Annotated in this window: 13 protein-coding genes and 5 tRNA genes; 14 read left to right on the plus strand and 4 right to left on the minus strand. The window is 40.4% G+C overall.

Features of this window, described 5'->3' with window-relative positions:
- Position 1: 1 nt before the first annotated feature.
- On the minus strand, positions 2 to 643 hold the full coding sequence (locus NE664_08695) for a single-stranded DNA-binding protein (GenBank protein ID MCQ4726736.1): 642 nt from the start codon (positions 641 to 643) through the stop codon (positions 2 to 4).
- A 94-nt stretch (positions 644 to 737) separates the two neighbouring features.
- Positions 738 to 1,304: a hypothetical protein gene (locus tag NE664_08700; GenBank protein MCQ4726737.1), complete on the minus strand. Its 567-nt coding sequence runs from the start codon at positions 1,302 to 1,304 to the stop codon at positions 738 to 740.
- Positions 1,305 to 1,771: 467 nt separating this feature from the next.
- Between NE664_08700 and abc-f the strand changes: the two genes are divergently transcribed.
- The 7 genes from abc-f to NE664_08735 all read left to right on the plus strand — a co-directional run bounded on the left by abc-f (position 1,772) and on the right by NE664_08735 (position 5,567).
- Positions 1,772 to 3,256 (plus strand): ABC-F type ribosomal protection protein, encoded by a 1,485-nt coding sequence (gene abc-f / locus NE664_08705; protein MCQ4726738.1) that lies wholly within the window; start codon positions 1,772 to 1,774, stop codon positions 3,254 to 3,256.
- Between the two features lie 343 nt (positions 3,257 to 3,599).
- On the plus strand, positions 3,600 to 4,127 hold the full coding sequence (locus NE664_08710) for a hypothetical protein (protein MCQ4726739.1): 528 nt from the start codon (positions 3,600 to 3,602) through the stop codon (positions 4,125 to 4,127).
- A 771-nt stretch (positions 4,128 to 4,898) separates the two neighbouring features.
- Positions 4,899 to 5,087 carry an alpha/beta-type small acid-soluble spore protein gene (locus tag NE664_08715; GenBank protein MCQ4726740.1) on the plus strand — a complete coding sequence of 63 codons (189 nt, stop codon included), beginning with the start codon at positions 4,899 to 4,901 and terminating at the stop codon, positions 5,085 to 5,087.
- Between the two features lie 85 nt (positions 5,088 to 5,172).
- Positions 5,173 to 5,261, plus strand: a tRNA-Ser gene (locus NE664_08720).
- A 39-nt stretch (positions 5,262 to 5,300) separates the two neighbouring features.
- Positions 5,301 to 5,389, plus strand: a tRNA-Ser gene (locus tag NE664_08725).
- A gap of 26 nt (positions 5,390 to 5,415) precedes the next feature.
- A tRNA-Asn gene (locus tag NE664_08730) sits at positions 5,416 to 5,487 on the plus strand.
- Between the two features lie 7 nt (positions 5,488 to 5,494).
- Positions 5,495 to 5,567 (plus strand) — tRNA-Trp (locus tag NE664_08735).
- A 262-nt stretch (positions 5,568 to 5,829) separates the two neighbouring features.
- Here the strand turns inward: NE664_08735 and trxB are convergent.
- Positions 5,830 to 6,762: a thioredoxin-disulfide reductase gene (trxB, locus tag NE664_08740; GenBank protein ID MCQ4726741.1), complete on the minus strand. Its 933-nt coding sequence runs from the start codon at positions 6,760 to 6,762 to the stop codon at positions 5,830 to 5,832.
- A 289-nt stretch (positions 6,763 to 7,051) separates the two neighbouring features.
- On the opposite strand from trxB, the gene NE664_08745 reads away from it, so the two are divergent.
- From NE664_08745 to NE664_08775, 7 genes are all read left to right on the plus strand, one after another.
- Positions 7,052 to 7,124 (plus strand) — tRNA-Phe (locus NE664_08745).
- Positions 7,125 to 7,514: 390 nt separating this feature from the next.
- Complete coding sequence (locus NE664_08750) at positions 7,515 to 8,795, plus strand: diguanylate cyclase (protein MCQ4726742.1); 1,281 nt, start codon at positions 7,515 to 7,517, stop codon at positions 8,793 to 8,795.
- A gap of 480 nt (positions 8,796 to 9,275) precedes the next feature.
- Positions 9,276 to 9,656, plus strand: coding sequence for a RidA family protein (locus tag NE664_08755; protein MCQ4726743.1), 381 nt, complete (start codon positions 9,276 to 9,278; stop codon positions 9,654 to 9,656).
- A gap of 614 nt (positions 9,657 to 10,270) precedes the next feature.
- Positions 10,271 to 11,254, plus strand: a complete 984-nt coding sequence (locus tag NE664_08760) for an NADPH:quinone reductase (GenBank protein ID MCQ4726744.1) — start codon at positions 10,271 to 10,273, stop codon at positions 11,252 to 11,254.
- Positions 11,255 to 11,504: 250 nt separating this feature from the next.
- A complete protein-coding gene (locus tag NE664_08765) occupies positions 11,505 to 12,038 on the plus strand; it encodes a sigma-70 family RNA polymerase sigma factor (protein ID MCQ4726745.1) in 534 nt (177 codons plus the stop codon).
- A complete protein-coding gene (locus tag NE664_08770) occupies positions 12,031 to 12,750 on the plus strand; it encodes a DUF4367 domain-containing protein (GenBank protein MCQ4726746.1) in 720 nt (239 codons plus the stop codon). The genes NE664_08765 and NE664_08770 overlap by 8 nt, the downstream gene beginning before the upstream one ends.
- 797 nt (positions 12,751 to 13,547) lie before the next feature.
- Complete coding sequence (locus NE664_08775; GenBank protein ID MCQ4726747.1) at positions 13,548 to 13,952, plus strand: hypothetical protein; 405 nt, start codon at positions 13,548 to 13,550, stop codon at positions 13,950 to 13,952.
- Between the two features lie 876 nt (positions 13,953 to 14,828).
- Here NE664_08775 and NE664_08780 read toward each other — a convergent pair.
- A complete protein-coding gene (locus NE664_08780; protein MCQ4726748.1) occupies positions 14,829 to 16,454 on the minus strand; it encodes an amidohydrolase in 1,626 nt (541 codons plus the stop codon).
- Positions 16,455 to 16,596 lie beyond the last annotated feature (142 nt).

Raw genomic sequence — 16,596 nt, forward strand, 5'->3', positions numbered from 1 at the left:
GTCAATACTCGTATTCATGCCCGTCTTTTTCAACAGCTTTGTCAATTCTGCTGACGGAAACTTCATACGCCGTCCTTTCTTCAAAGCCGTCGTCAATCTTTTTATTGTATACACGGCTTTGGATACGGCCCCAAATTCTCATATTTTCTCCTATTTCAATACCTCCAGTATATTTGGCGTTGCGGCCCCAAAATATACACGGTATATAATCCGATTTATTATAAGCCCTGTTAACGGCAAGAAGCACGTCCGTAATCTCGCGCCCAAACGGCGTTGTCCTGTAAACGGGTTTTTTGCATATATATCCGTTTAAGAATATTTCGTTTTCATCATTAAATTCCCCGGCTTCTATTTCTTTGGCAAACACAGTTAATATCAGCCTGCTGCGTTTGTTTTCGTAGCTGTTATAGCTTCTTATCTGCCCTTTGACGCGGACCTTTGTTCCCGTCGGGAAACCTCCTGCCGGTATAAGCCTTTCTGAAACGGTAACGGGCAGTATGTCTTCGCTGCCGCTGAGCCTTTTTGAAGCTAAAGCAAACGTGTAAAACCCCTCGCCGTAAACCTCGTGGCTAAACGATGTATCGGAAACTATTTCCCCCGTAATTAAAAGGCTGTTGTTTTCGGCCATTGTACTTTTAGGCATATTATAAAACTCCCCTCACAAGTATATATTTAAGCTTATAATATAGTTATTCAACCTATGGCCAAATATTACCGCAAGTTTATCAGACGTACGATTACACGCTTACTCCCGAAACCATTGCGGCCGTTATAGCCGCCATGGCCTCGGTTGCGCGGCGGCCGTCGACATTAACCGATATTTCGGCCGGCTCTATTTTTTCGCCCTTTATATTAAAAAGTTCTCTTTGAAGGCAGTAAAGTATTTTTTCTTCAAAGGGCACGTTGACAGCCGAAACGGTTACGCTTGCAGTACGGCTGAAACCGCATGTTATAAATGTAGTATCGGAATATGTGTATATTTCTTTCGGCAGGGGCTTGTCGCAGTTTAGAATAAGATAGCTCTTTTTTTTAAGCATATTTCCAAGCCCGAGTTTGTCGGCGCCGTTGTTTATAAGGAAAACAAGCACGTCGAATTTAAGAGAGGAAACTTTATCCGGGGGTTCTCCTACATTAAGTATTAAATGCGACGCTTTTATTTTAACCGCCTCCACAAAAGCGTCTGCAAGCTGGGCCGCATTAAGCGCCGTAGCGCACAGATAATTAACCCCGCTTTTTTCAAACATGGCGTTCATAATTTCCAGCACATCATAACTGTTATTGCCAACAATGCCTACAGTAACCATTATAACACCTCGTCAAGACTATTAATCCGCCCCAAAAATCAAAATCGGGCGTACAAAAGCTGTGTTTTACAAGGCCCGTACACTTGATAGATCTACGTTCCCGAAAAGTCCGTTTAAATACATTCTTCTATATTTTGCGCCTTATTATTCATTTAACTTGATTTTTTGCTTTTCGTATGATATAAACATATTATGCGGCGGCCGAAACGGACTTAAATTGGTTTTATGCGCCGCATAATATTAAAAACGAGGTGAAATTATGATTATTATTTCCTGCTGATTTTTAATTTAAGCGCAATATGTAGCTTTTGTGCGGAATTTCCGCTGTTATTTTGTTGCGCGCGCAGGAAAAAATAATCTCTTTTATAATATACTTTGTCAAAGGCCCTTATTTTGACGTGTAAATTTATAAGCCGTTGGGATTATTTTCCCTGCGGCTTTTATTTTCTACAAGGGAGGGTTTAAATATGTCGTTAATAAACGTGTCGAATCTGACTTTTTCTTATCCCGGAAGTTTTGACAATGTGTTTGAAAATGTAAGTTTCCAGATTGACACAGATTGGAAGCTTGGCTTTACAGGCCGCAACGGACGCGGAAAAACAACTTTTTTAAAACTGCTTTTAAATGAATATGAGTTCGGCGGCAGTATATCGTCTGACGTTGAGTTTATGTATTTCCCTTTTAACGTAAAAGACGGCGGAGCATTGGCCTTTGACATTGCGGCCGAGTTTTGTCCAAACGCAATGGATTGGGAAATAATACGCGAAGTTTCCCTTTTGGAAGCCGACGCCGAGCTTTTATACCATCCGTTTAACACGCTTTCAAAAGGAGAATGTACAAAAATACTTCTTGCCGCTATGTTTCTAAACGAAAACAAATTTCTTCTTATAGACGAACCGACAAACCATCTTGACATGCATGCCCGTGAAGCCGCTGCAAAATACCTGAATTCCAAAAAGGGATTTATACTTGTATCGCATGACAGGGCTTTTTTGGATATGTGTACGGATCATACCCTTTCAATCAACAAAACTGATATAGAAATACAGAAAGGGAATTTTTCATCATGGTTTGAAAACAAGAAAAGAACCGACGCCTTTGAGTTTGCCGAAAACGAAAAACTGAAAAAAGACATAGGCCGTCTTGAAGCGTCGGCACGGAAAAAAGCCGAATGGTCTTATTCCGTTGAAAAAACAAAATTTGCCGAAAGAAACTCCGGGCTCCGTCCCGACAGGGGATATATAGGACATAAGGCGGCGAAAATGATGAAGCGTTCCAAAAGCATTGAAAATCGAAGGCAGAATGCCGTTGAGGAAAAATGCAGACTGCTTAAAAATATTGAAGTTTCCGACACGCTTAAAATTTCCCAACTCAGTTACCGAAAAACAACACTCGCAGAATTAAAAGATATATCTATCTATTACGGCGAAAAAGAAGTATGCCGCGGCGTTTCCCTGAAAGTAGAAAACGGAAAACGTATTTCCCTCTCAGGTCATAATGGCAGCGGAAAATCGTCAGTTTTAAAGCTGATACTGGGAGAAGATATTAAATACCGCGGTTACTTGAACATTGGCTCGGGATTAAAAATATCGTATGTGCCGCAGGATACATCGTTTCTTAAAGGTTCGCTTTCGGATTATGCCGCCGAAAAAGGCATAGACGAGCATATATTTAAAGCCATATTAAGGAAATTGGATTTTTCCCGTGAGCAGTTCCGAAAAGACATGGAATTTTTCAGCGAAGGCCAGAAAAAGAAAACGCTGATTGCGGCAAGCCTTTGCGAGAAAGCGCATCTGCATATTTGGGACGAGCCGCTTAACTTTATCGACGTTATTTCAAGGATGCAGATAGAAGAGCTGATACTGGCCAATAATCCTACTCTGCTTTTTGTAGAACACGACAGGAATTTTTGCAAAAAAATTGCGGACGATATAATAGAAATAGGAAGATAAAAACTGACTTTTATGGGAAGGAATTTATATAATTAAACGCGCGCGTTTATTTCGCATGCCTGTGCGCTGTTTAAATAAAGTTTTATGCATTATATACCTATAATAATTGATATTGCGCAATATTTTTTATATGGCAGCCGAAATGTTCCCGGCACAGATTTATAATATAAAATGCAATATCGTATGATATGGAAATTTATGCGATTATATTACTATCCGTTAATGCAGAATTTTAAAAAATTATATATTTTTGTTATATTATTTACAGCTTTCTTAAACATATTGCTTTTTACGGTAAACCAGTATAAAATTTAAATAAAGAAATATAAAGGAGGTAAATAATATGAAAAGGTATGCAAAGCCCTTGATTGCGGCTATTATTATAGGTTTAAGCGTTTTTGCCTTCACATCATGCAATAAAGATAAAGAACAAACTTCCGCTCCGGTTACAAATGGGGAAAATACTGATAAAAACGGCAATGATAAAACCGACGGCGCATCGGACGATCAAAATGATGAAAATACCGAAAAGAACGACGGTTCGGAAAACAGCGGCCCGGATGACGGCGAAAGGGAAAGCCTGACAATCCAGCTCGGCAACGATATAGGGCGCAATATATCGAAGCTTTCAATCCGCCCCGACAGCGAAAGTGAATGGACGGAAATATCTATCGACGGCGGCATATGGAAAAGCGGATATATGATACCTGTCAAAATAGAGGCCGATTCTATCCCAAGTTCAGATGAAGGATGGGAAATTGAAGTTACGTTCTCTGACGACAGCTCTACTAAAATATTTGAAAACGTGCCGCTTGACAGTGAAAATTCCATTATACTTACGGAGGAAGGCGCATTGACGGCGGAAATTTAAAACCAAAGCCGGCGTTATCCTTTATCATCGATTTGCACTCATTTTAAAAAGCGGCTTTAACGCCGCTTCATTTTATTTATTTAATAATATCCCACAGCCAAACTTAAAGAGAAAACCGAATTTAATAAATTGTATTCAATATTTCGCGTAGTCACAGCTGTTTTTAAATGTATTCGTAATTATCCCGCGCTTTTTATATTTATTTGAAACTAATCTTATTTTCAGGATACAAAGGCATATGCGGATGAGGACGGCATCAGCCGCATAACGGCGGCGCCAAATGTATTTGTTTGGGCCAAAACCATGTTTTTTTATTGCGCTTAAAGCGTTAATGCCGCCATCGCCTATTTTACCCCCAATGGAGAAATTTTTTTGTTGTTCAAAACTCAATATGCGGGCTTGCCCACAGGCAAGTTTAGGAAATATGCGACAATCACAGCGCGGAGCGTTTTTCTAAGGGGATTTTTAAAAGCTATGTCAAGTATTTGAAACGCCGAAATCAGGAAAAATTTACCATGAGGAGCGTTTATCGCGTTATAAATTTAAAGCGTATTCAGTTTAAAATGTTGTTTTAATCTTTATGCTGCCGGACGGCGTTTTTTGTGTTTATGGTTGATTTTTCAAAGCCGGCGGAGAATTTCGTGGGGCGGTTATTGCGTAAGGAATTCTGTTTGCGGAACTCTGGGAATGGATTTTTTTATGCGGCGGCGCGGCAGGCGTATAATTTTTTTGAAAAATGGGAAGATTATTACATGTTGGGAGGATGATATTATGGCAAAAGAAAAATTCACTCTTGAAGCTCTGACAGAAGAGGACAGGCTTAAATATGAAATCGCAGCCGAAATGGGGCTTATCGATAAGGTTAAAGAGGGCGGCTGGAAATCACTTACGGCCAAAGAAAGCGGTAAAATAGGCGGTATTATGGCTTCAAGAAGAAAAAACAAGAAAAAAAATAATTAATTGCAAAAAATGTGTTGACAAAAGGTTTTATTGAGTGTATTATATAAATGTTCGTAACGCGTGAAGCGTTTTATGGCGGAACTGTGGAGAGGTGTCCGAGTGGTTTAAGGAGCCGGTCTTGAAAACCGGTGACTCCGCAAGGGGCCGTGGGTTCGAATCCCACCCTCTCCGCCATTTTTTTATATAGTATGCTTGTTGTTAGTCAAACCTTTTGGAGAAGTACCCAAGTGGTTGAAGGGGTTCGCCTGGAAAGCGGATAGGTCGTTAATAGCGGCGCATGGGTTCAAATCCCATCTTCTCCGTTTTCTTAAAAGCATATTATTAATATTCCTCGATAGCTCAGTGGTAGAGCAATCGGCTGTTAACCGATGGGTCGTAGGTTCGAGCCCTACTCGGGGAGCTTTTATAGGGGTATAGTTCAGTCGGTAGAACGTTGGTCTCCAAAACCAAATGTCAAGGGTTCGAGTCCTTTTGCCCCTGTTTTTAAAGCCCGGCGGATAGTCTGTCCGCCGGGCTTTTTTGTTTTCGGTATAAATACCGAAATTTTGCAATTCCGCTTTTAAGGCGGTTTCCAGTTTAAAATGCATGTTTAGTTCCGGAGGCTTTTTATAATTAATATGCGCGAAACTGTATATTCGCATTTACGGGAGATACTCCCGATAAAAATTTAAAGCGGCCGCGGCGTTTGGCAAAGAAATACGTTGGCGGCGGAAAAATCGCATTTAAATGCCCTAGAGTTTAGTTATGTTAAAGCGGGTATTTCCTGGAGGTATTTTTCAATGCTTGCAACGCAGTTTGCCCCGTCGTTTGCCGCCGTTATTATCTGGCGGAAATTTTTCTTCGTAACGTCGCCGGCCGCATATATTCCTTTTACCGACGTTTCTCCGTCGTCGTTCGTTATTATATAACCGCCGCTGTCGGTTTCCACTGTATTTTTAAATATGCCGCTTACAGGGGCGACGCCTACCGCAACAAAAAGGGCGTCGGTTTTTAAAGCTTTTTTCTCATTTGTCTTGTTGTTTTCGATTATTATTTCCGAAACAAAATCGGTTCCTTTTATTTCGCGTACCTCCGTATTCCACATTATTTCTATATTTTCCCTGTTAAAAACCTTTTCCTGAAGGCTTTTGGCCCCGCGGAATGTGTCGCGTCTGTGGATTATATAGACTTTTTTGCATATACGCGACAAGTAAGCCGCATCTTCAAGGGCCACGTCGCCGCCTCCTGCAATGGCGGCCGTTTTGTCTTTAAAAAACATACCGTCGCATGTGGCGCAGTATGATACGCCTCGGCCAGAAAATTTTTCTTCTCCCGGTATTTCCAGCTTTTTATGGACGGCGCCTGTCGCGATAATGACCGAGCGTGTTTTATAGCGGTTTTTTTGGCCCAAAACCTCTATTATGCCGCCGCTTTGCGAGAGGCCGTTTACTGTGTCCGTTATAAATACGGCAAGCAGATCGTCGGCATGTTTTCTAAGTTTCATGCTGAGATCAAACCCGGAAATACTCGGGAACCCGGGATAATTGTCAACTTCGTTTGTTGTAAGCACTTGACCGCCGCTTAAAGGGGCTTTTTCAACCGTAACGGCGTTAAGCTGGGCCCTTTGCGCATATACTGCCGCCGAAAGGCCGGCAGGGCCTGAACCTATTATAACAAGGTCATATATGCGAGTCATTGTTTGCCACTCCTTTTTATTTTAATTTTAGTCGTCAGGAGATAATGCTCCTTAAAACGGCTATTACAATATGTCGGCTGGATTTATTATATCCAATAATATACATTTTATTACTTTTTAAAAGCAGGCAAGGTATATGCGGCGCAATTTTGACGCCTGTTCAATATGTGGGTGAATTTTTGTTTTATTAATAATATTCATTAAAAGGAAATAAAAAGCTTGACAACGGCCTGCCTTTTTGCTATGATAACTAGGCAACAGAATGAATGTCTGCATATTTATAAGGTATGCCCAGATAGCTCAGTTGGTAGAGCAGAGGACTGAAAATCCTCGTGTCCTTGGTTCGATTCCGAGTCTGGGCAGTTTAAAGCGGTGTGGAGTATTTTCCACCGCTTTATTTTTTTGTCTTTGGCCGGGTTCAGTTTACAAGGGCACACACGGTTTTAACGGACGTTAGCGCCGCAATAGCTGTGTTAAAGCCGCTTGCCGTAGGAACCGCAGCACCTGCCAGTCTTTGCCTTGCTATTGCGCCGCTAACGTCCGCTGAAACTCTCCGGCCTAACAAGGAAAAAATTTTTTGCGGTTCAAGGCGCATATGCAGCACTGAAATACGGAAAATTTTTCCTTGTGTGGCATGTGTGCCCTTGTAAACTGAAGCGGCTTATAAATGAAATTTTTAAATTGACTATATCATGTAAAGGTATTAAACTTAAATAAGCGTTTGCAGACTATTATTGCAGGGGATTTATAATATGAATAATAAGGGAAGTATAACTACAAGCCTTATTTCGCTTACAATATGGCCTTTATTTATTTTTTGGATTGCCGTATTGGCGATAAGTACGGACTTGCTTTATGAAAGCTATAAAAAGGAAACAAAAAGCAATTTGAATATGCTTATTCATTCCATATACCAAAGCTATGAACTTCTTTATCCGGGGGAGTACAATGTAATTAACGGAAAGCTGTTTAAAGGGGAAAATGAGCTAAGCGGCCAATTTGGATTTGTGGATTATATGAAAAGGATGACTGGCGCGGATATAACTATTTTCTATGGGGATGTCAGGCATATAACCACAATTAAGGGCGAGGACGGCTCGCGGGCGACGGGAACTGCAGCTCCGGAAGAGGCCGTCAGGAAAGTTTTAATAAACGGGAAGGAATTTTTTTCCGATGATTTGGTTATTAACGATGAGAGGTATTTCAGTTATTATATGCCTTTGGTTAATTCCGAAAGCGAAATTATAGGCATGATGTTTGCCGGGAAGTCAAGGGATGACGCCATGACGGATATTTACCGAAATATAGTTATGGTATGTCTTGTTGAAATTGGGATTATGGCTATAGTTACCGTGATAGTGCTGTATTACAGCAGAAAAGTTGTATTTTCCCTTAACGAAACAAAGATGTTCCTTGAAAAGGTTGCAAAAGGGGATCTGACGGCGCAGATCAATCCATATGTGATCGAGCGTGAGGATGAAGTGGGTGAAATGGGACGCTTTGCCGTTATGCTGAGGGATTCCATTACGGATCTTGTGGGCAAGGATCCTTTAACGGGACTTTATAACAGGAGAAGCTGCGATGTTGTGCTTGAAAACCTGATGCTTGAAAGCCGCCGCAAAGGGAGCTGTTTTACTGTTGCTATGTCGGATATTGATTTTTTTAAGCGCATTAACGATACATACGGGCATCAGGTCGGCGACGACGTTTTAAAGATGATAGCGGATGTAATTAAGGCGCATATGAAACACTTGGGATTTGTGTTTCGGTGGGGCGGCGAGGAATTTATGATTATATATGAAGATATGGGAAAGGAAAAGGCATACGGCTGCCTAAGCAAACTGCGCAAAGAAATTTCACGGGCAAATCTAAGCGTTAACGGTGAAAATATATCGGTTACGGTTACTTTCGGAGCGGCCGATTTCAATGAAGAAAGCGATCCCGAAAAGCTCATAAGTATTGTGGACGCCAGGCTGTACCGCGGAAAGGCCGAGGGACGCGACAGGATAATATATAAAGATAAAGAAGAATAGAAGGTTTTTAAGCGACATAATATTTTCTAACTGTATTTTGGCGCAGTAACATTCCGGTAAGTTAAGGTTATATATGGGGCGGAGTGCGGATACATTTTTTATGGACAGTCAGCCGCGTATCTAAAAGGTTTTATTTCAGTAAACGTTCGTCAGGGGTATATGTTTAAAAGCGGGAGCAAATTCAGATTTTGGATGTTCCCGCTTTTGTTATCTATAAGACGGCGTAAAATTGGCGTTAACGTAAGCGCTTCAATACAAAAAGTTAAAATTGACGAAGTTTTTTACAGCGGACGAATTTTACCGTTCTTTTCAAAAAAATGGTACGAAAGGGTTTTGGCGTCGATAATACGGAATATAATTTTAAATTTTGTTTTAAAATTTGCAGATGCTTAAATAAAATCCATTGACTAAAATAATTTTTAGGTATATAATTATTGAACATGGTTAATGTTATGTTTAATGATGAAGGGAGATTTGAAAATGTTAAAGTTCACAAGCACAGACAAGGCGCCGGCAGCTATCGGACCGTATTCGCAGGCAGTTGCAGTTAACGGTTTTTTATTTACATCGGGGCAGGTAGCTCTTATGCCGGGAACAGGCGAAATAGCAGGCACAACAATCGAAGAACAGGCGGAAAGGGTTATGCAGAACCTTAAAGCTATACTTGAAGAAAACGGCGTCGGCTTTGAAAATGTTGTTAAGACAACATGTTTTATCGCCGATATGAATGATTTTGCCGCTTTTAACGAAATTTACGGAAAATATTTTACAAGTAAGCCGGCGCGTTCATGCGTTGCCGTTAAACAGCTTCCGAAGAACCTCTTATGCGAAGTTGAAGTTATAGCAGTACTTGACAAATAATAGGAATTAAAAGGCCGGATATCAGTTATCCGGCCTTTTGTCTGCAAAAAATAATATTTTTGTATATTGGCTGGCAAGGCATAAAAACGGAAAGTTTGAAGGATTGACAATGGCAGGGTTTTCGTAAGGATTTTGGGGGAATGAGAATGAGTTTTTCGGCGAAACGTCGAATTGAAGGCTTGTTTTGATCAGAAAAATTTTAAAATGCTTATATCAGAATTGAAAATGCATTTATTTAAGCAGATTTTAAAGAAACAAATGTCGACAGATGTCTGTTATTTTCAGCTTACAAGGGTATACGCGCTCCGCATGATAAATTTTAAGGAAGAAGTAAGCCGCCTAGGCAGCGTCAAATGTTTTTGGCGCCGCTGTTATGCCGCTAATGATGTTTTCAACCGTGTGTGCCATTGCAAACTGAAGGCAGAATATTGTCGGCGGAATTTTTTTATTCTAAAGTCGGATATTAATAAATATCCGGCTTTTTTTTGTAAAAAAATATAAACAATGCAGTTTATTTAAAGGGATTAAATGTGCTCTGTTGGGTAATAAAAATTTATAACTTTGTATTTATCCGGACAAAATAATTATACATTTATTTATAAGGAGAGAATTTTATGAAAGCTGTTCAGGCAAACAGTTTCGGCGGTCCGGAAGTATTGGAACTTAAAGATATACCGACGCCGGAACCTGAAAAAAATCAAGTCAGGGTGCGCCTTTATGCCGCCGGAATTAATCCGTCGGAGGCGTATACGAGAACGGGAACATTTTATTTCTGTAAACCGTCTATACCGTATGTGCCGGGGTGTGACGGAGCAGGCATAATCGATAAAACGGGAGCGGGCGTTGAAAACTTATTTGAAGGCCAACGCGTTTTTGTGGCGGCCCTGCAGGCCAAGCGCAACACGGGAACATACGCCGAATATGTTGTGTGTGACGAAACGGCCGTTATGCCTCTGCCGGAAGGAATAAGTTTTGAGCAGGGAGCGTGCGTTGGCACGCCGGCCCTTACCGCTTACAGGGCTCTGTATTATAAAGCGGGCATAAGGCCCGGAGAAACGGTCCTGATACACGGCGCAAGCGGAGCTATGGGGACTGCCGCGTCGCAGTTTGCAAATGCCGCCGGCCTTACGGTGTTTGGCACATGCGGAAGTGCGGAAACCATGCCGCAGCTTTACGAAAACGGCGTGCATGAAGCTTTCAACCATAATGACAGAGGGCATTTTGAAGAGATACTGGATTTAACGGATGGCAAGGGCGTTGATGTCATAATAGAATCCCTTGCAAATGTTAACCTTGAAAACGACGCTTCAATATTGTCAATGGGCGGCAGGATTGTTGTTGTTGGAAACAGGGGAACTATTGAATTTAATCCAAGGCTTTTGATGATAAAAGATTCTTCGGTGATAGGTATGTCGATATATAACGCGGAAGCAAAAGAATATTCAGGGTGTATGCGGGCGGTTTTATCCGCTATGGAACATGGGTTTTTCAGGCCTGTTGTGGGCGGAAGGTACGGCCTCGGCGAAGCGGCAAAAGCCCATGGAGATCTTTTGGGAGGAGGTTTTTCAAAGGGGAATATTATTTTTTCCATACGATGATTAAAAAATATGTAAAAGGTTATATGTCTTTGGGCTCCCGCGTTTTGAAAGCTTTAAAGCTGCCGGAAACGGGGGAGCGGAGGTTTTAAAACTACAGATTTTAATTAATTTAACAAAACATTTAATTATGTGCGTTTTGATCTATAAATATCCACATTTTGTGAGTGTTGGAAATTTTTTATTTTATTAAACTTCAAAGTGTGATATATTCTAATAGGTTTAAAGTCTGGAAAAACGTGGTGAATAATTAATGTTTTTAGTTTTTAACTCTGAAAATGATGAAAAGCGTTTTTATGATTTGTATACAAAATATAACAAGTTATTGTATAAATATGCCTATGATATACTTAAAAATCATCATGATACAGAGGATGCTCTGCAGGATGCATGGTTTAAAATTTCAAAGAACCTTCATAAAATTGAAAACCAGTCTGAACAAAGGACTGTTAATTTTATGATTACGGTTTTGAAAAATTGTGCAATAAATACATATAATAAACGTAATAAAGCCGAAATCCCATACGACGAGGGCATAGAAACGCCGCATGGGCATTTTAACGGGCATGTGAGTATTGATACTGATAAGGACGACGTGAAAAAGGCAATTAAATCTATACGCAAAGAGGATGCGAGAATTCTTATGTTAAAATTTACTTACGGTTATACGTTAAAAGAAATAGCCAAGATTTTTGATATTTCTGAAAATTATGCCGGAGTGAAAATATCCAGAGCAAAAAACACAATTAAGAAATTCATTACGGAAATGAGGAACAAAGATGAATAGGGATTCTGATAAAATGTGCGACGATTATTTGGAATTTCTGACAAAAAAGGCGTTGGATGAAACAGCCGATGAGAACGGCCAAAGATATATAGACGAACTTGAAACAATAGACGAACCGAAATATTCTAAGGAATATAAAAAGGAAATAGACAAACTTTTTAAAAACGGATATTACAAACGCAAAGTAAGATTAAAAAAAAGAAAAGCGGCGGCCGTTATTGCAGTTTTTATACTTACGGGAAGCATGGCGTTATATACTGCCGACGCTGATTTAAAATCGTTTATAACCGCTATTTTGACAGATAATGGGACCGATATGGACTTATCCGTCAATACTACTAATCTTAATTACGATTTCAGCGGCATGCCTGAAAGCTGGGATCGCTTTTATGTGCCCGGATATATGACGCCGGGATATAGAGTCGGCAGTATTGAATTTGGGAAATCTTTAGTTAATATATCATACGATAATGGCAAGGATACGATTTATTTATCTGAAGGGATAAGCGACACTGTTTCATATAATCTGGATTTGGAACATTCGGCATATAAGGAGATTGATATAAACGGTGTGAAAGGATACTTCCAGAAATTCGAGGACGGGATCTTAATAAGCTGGAATTACGGGGGGTTTTATTTCCAGTTGTCAGGCGCGGAGGGAATTGACGAAATGCTTGAAATAGCAGAAAGCATGAAGGCTGTTGAGAGATAAAAAGGCATACATTTTAAATATAGGTAAAGTCATATACATAATGACCGGCTTATGCCCGCAGGTTAAAACGGCGGACACAGGCCGTTTTTTATTTAAGGAAATACTTAGTTTGCAAGGGCATACATGGTTGAGAAAGGTATTATCGGCATAATAGCGGAGGCAAAAGCGTTTGACGCCGATTGGGCGGCGCCTGCATATTTTTATTTGATTTTAAAAGGATAACGCTGTCCTCAACTTTTCAAGTCCGCATGGAGAAATTTTTTGTTTTTCAAGGCGCAAATGCAAAGGCTTGCCCGCGGCAAATGTATAAACCGTGTGGGAATCAGGACGCACATGGTTTCCAAAGGAAAATTTGAAAGTTAAGTAAGGTATTTGAAATGAACAAGAGAAAAAATTTACCATGTGAAGCGTGTACGCCATTGCAAACTGAAAGCAGATAACCGTTAGACCGAAGTGACGCCGTAAAGGCTGTGTTTAGTTTATGCGCGATGTTATATGAAAGTGCGGTTTAATACGGGGAGGTATTCGGGTTTGGCGTGCCGTAACGAAGCAATATTTAAACGCGGAATTTTTAGAAAGAAAAAATATGTAAAAAAATTGATTTTTATGTAAAATTATCCGTTTAAGCAAGGTTACTTATTTTGAAACGGCAATTAAATTCATATTTATAAATATTCGGCGATGATTTATCTGGATAGGAAACGCCGTGCTGTTTATTGGTCGGGGATGGATTTACAGCCGTTTAGTGACGGCGTATTGCCGCACGGAGAATATTTTTACAAAGGAGAGGAAAGTGTATGAAAAAGAAACTGGGAGTTTTACTGATGACGGCATTGCTTTGTTTGGGAGGAGGTATTCAAGCGTTTGCGGCGGATAAAGAGTATGAAATATCCCCTTATTATGAAAATATTAACAGCATAGTTTATTCGATAACTGAAATTGACGGGGAAATTGTGTATGCGGCGACGGTAAACACACTTTCGGCCGAGAGGATAACTGTTTATCTTGAGCTTCAAAGGCTTGTAGGAAGTTCATGGCGGAAGCTTTCTTCGTCGACGGGAAATGCATATGATAAAAAGGTTTATTCGTATGAAGATTCTTATGAATACGATCCAAGTGAAAGCTACAGGGTATATTATAAAGTTACGGTATATTATGACAATGGCAAATCGGAATCAGACACAAAATATAAATATTATTAATTTACATGTTGTTAAGTGATCAAAAACACACATTGTGTGAACATGGAGTTAAAAAATTTTATATTTTATGATTTAAAAAATTACTGCTCTTTCTTGCTGTATATATAATATGAGATTTATATGCAGGAGAGAATTTTTAAATTCAGGTGGACAGTGCTTTTATGGAGAGATGAAAACCCTTTTTGAATAATGTTAGCCCATTTAATTATATTTAATACAGCAGGGTACCTTTATTTATAAAGGTTTGAATAACTGTCCGTTGCGCGGCTTTATAAACAGGAAAAGGCACATTTTAAAGCAATGCCTTAACTGTGGCGGCGCGGCGGGCAGTTTTTTTATTGGATGAAACCTGACGACATAATTTTATTATGCATAGGCTTATTGCGGAATTTAACAAAAGGGAAGTTGTGACGGAACACATTATTGCAATTTATGTGTTTGGCTATTTTTTCGCTGTGCACTTGAAGGCGGATTTGACAGTGCGGTTATAATCTGCCTTCGATTTACAAGAGTACGAACGGTTAAACGGTTTCCGGCGGCGCAACGGATGCGTTCCGCTTGCCGTCGGAGCCGCGGCGTCTTGCTCTTACGCCGCTTACGCCCGTTAAAATTTTCCAACATCATGAGGGAAAAATTTTTTGCGTTTTAAGGCTCATACAACATGGAAGTGCGGAAAATTTTTACTTGCGGAGCGCATGCGCCCTTGTAAACTGAAGCTAAACGTAAGCGGCATATATGGGAATTTCCGAAATGTAAAACGTATATAATAAATGAAAATAATTAAAGCTCGTTAAATTTATATTATATAATAAAAAGCCCTCCCTTACGTTTATAACGACGCCGGGAGGGTTTTCAAACGGCATGGATTTTGGATATTTAACGGGTGTACACAATTTTGCCGTCAATCATTGTCAGATCGGTCTTAATGTCAAATATATTTTCCGTCGGATAATCAAGTATATTTTCTGAAAGTATTATCATGTCGGCAAGCTTGCCTTCTTCAAGACTGCCCTTTATATCTTCTTCAAAACTTGAGTATGCGCAGTTATATGTAAACATCCTGATTATATCGAGAATACCGACTTTCTGCATTTCGCCTACAACGTCTTTTGTTTTGTAATCGGCGCGGTTGAGGGCTCCGTAAAGGCTGTACATCGGGTTTGGATGCGTTACGGGAGCGTCAGAGCCGATAGCTGTGATTATGCCTTCGTCCAGATAGCTTTTTAAAGCGAACATGTAATCGACCCTGTTTCCGTAAAATCTGTTGTAGTCGCTTCCGTTTATTGTTATAAACGCCGGGTTCGAGATCGGTATGATACCGAGCTCTTTTATGCGCCTGATTAAATCCGGGTTCGTTATGCCGCAGTGTTCGATCCTGTGCCTGTGGTCTTTGCGCGGATAGGCTTTCAAGGCTTTTTCGTATGCGTTTACCATAAGCGTAACGGCCATATCCCCTACGGCATGCGCCGTCATTTGATAGCCGGCTTTATGCGCCTTCATAACAATATCGTCGGCTTCTTCCTGGTTCCATACAAGTATGCCTTTTAAATTGGGATCGTGGCAGTATGGTTCAAGCGTGGCGGATGAAGGCCCGCTGGAACTGCCGTCAGTCATTATCTTAACGGGACCTATGCGGTATTTTTCATTGCCGGCCCCCGTGTATACGCCTGTTTCCAAAAAGCTTTCGATGTATTTTTTGTTGGAGTCTTTGCCGAACATGTCGAATATCATTGGGCGTAGCCTTACGTTTATTATATTTTCCTGGCAGGCTTTTTGATAAAGCCTTGTCGTAAGAGCGCCGTAAGCGCCGGCGTCGTGGACGGAAGTTATGCCGTTTTCAATCATTATGCTGTCGCAGTTTTTAAGGCCGCCGAGAATTTCCTCGTCTGAAAATTCAACTTTCGTACTCATGTACATATGAGCGGTTTCCTTTAAAAGCCCCGTGAGATTTCCGTTTTCGTCAACTACGACTTCGCCGGGGGCAAATTTGGCCGGGCTGTCCACGCCTCCTATTTTAAGGGCGAGGCTGTTATATACGCCCATATGCGCGCAGCATCTTGTGCATTGAACCGGATTATCCGGGGCGGCTTCGTCGAGATCGGCAGTCGTCGGATGGCGTTTGTCGGCAAGCTTATTGTGATCGTAACCTGAAAGCTTTATCCATTCGCCTTTCTTTTTTGTTTTGGCGTCCTGCCTTATAAGCTCTTTTATGTCGCTTATGGACTTGGCTTTTGAATAGTCGATATTGATAACGCCGTGATCTAAAAGTCCGTAGAGGCAGAAATGTATATGCGCGTCTATGAATCCCGGCATAAGCGTCCTGCCGTTTACGTCAATAACCTTTGTATCTTTTCCGATATAGTCGGCGGAGCCTTCGTTTGTGCCTACATAAACGATTTTATTGCCGCTGACTGCAACTGCTTCGGCTATATCGTCGTTTTTATTTACGGTTATTGCTTTGGCATTTTTAAAAACTACGTCTGCAAAAAAATCTTTAATCATAATAAATTACCCTCCGATTCTTTATTATTTTACTTATAAGCAGATTTAAGAGATAAATCCGCATATAGCCTGATTTAAAGTAATTGCATAAAAGGTATTAAAAGTTTCTTTATAATATTTTAAATAAAATAAGCCGGATGAA

It is taken from the genome of Anaerotignum faecicola, assembly GCA_024460105.1.
Classification (GTDB): Bacteria; Bacillota; Clostridia; order Lachnospirales; family Anaerotignaceae; genus JANFXS01.

What these genes read in the sequence shown, in the direction of transcription:
- NE664_08700 (MCQ4726737.1), bottom strand. Translation starts at nt 1,304, where the DNA reads ATGGTTACTGTAGGCATTGTTGGCAATAACAGTTATGATGTGCTGGAA.
- NE664_08715 (MCQ4726740.1), top strand. Translation starts at nt 4,899, where the DNA reads ATGGCAAAAGAAAAATTCACTCTTGAAGCTCTGACAGAAGAGGACAGG.
- NE664_08775 (MCQ4726747.1), top strand. Translation starts at nt 13,548, where the DNA reads ATGAAAAAGAAACTGGGAGTTTTACTGATGACGGCATTGCTTTGTTTG.
- NE664_08760 (MCQ4726744.1), top strand. Translation starts at nt 10,271, where the DNA reads ATGAAAGCTGTTCAGGCAAACAGTTTCGGCGGTCCGGAAGTATTGGAA.
- NE664_08770 (MCQ4726746.1), top strand. Translation starts at nt 12,031, where the DNA reads ATGAATAGGGATTCTGATAAAATGTGCGACGATTATTTGGAATTTCTG.
- NE664_08695 (MCQ4726736.1), bottom strand. Translation starts at nt 643, where the DNA reads ATGCCTAAAAGTACAATGGCCGAAAACAACAGCCTTTTAATTACGGGG.
- NE664_08750 (MCQ4726742.1), top strand. Translation starts at nt 7,515, where the DNA reads ATGAATAATAAGGGAAGTATAACTACAAGCCTTATTTCGCTTACAATA.
- NE664_08710 (MCQ4726739.1), top strand. Translation starts at nt 3,600, where the DNA reads ATGAAAAGGTATGCAAAGCCCTTGATTGCGGCTATTATTATAGGTTTA.
- trxB (MCQ4726741.1), bottom strand. Translation starts at nt 6,762, where the DNA reads ATGACTCGCATATATGACCTTGTTATAATAGGTTCAGGCCCTGCCGGC.
- NE664_08780 (MCQ4726748.1), bottom strand. Translation starts at nt 16,454, where the DNA reads ATGATTAAAGATTTTTTTGCAGACGTAGTTTTTAAAAATGCCAAAGCA.
- NE664_08755 (MCQ4726743.1), top strand. Translation starts at nt 9,276, where the DNA reads ATGTTAAAGTTCACAAGCACAGACAAGGCGCCGGCAGCTATCGGACCG.
- NE664_08765 (MCQ4726745.1), top strand. Translation starts at nt 11,505, where the DNA reads ATGTTTTTAGTTTTTAACTCTGAAAATGATGAAAAGCGTTTTTATGAT.
- abc-f (MCQ4726738.1), top strand. Translation starts at nt 1,772, where the DNA reads ATGTCGTTAATAAACGTGTCGAATCTGACTTTTTCTTATCCCGGAAGT.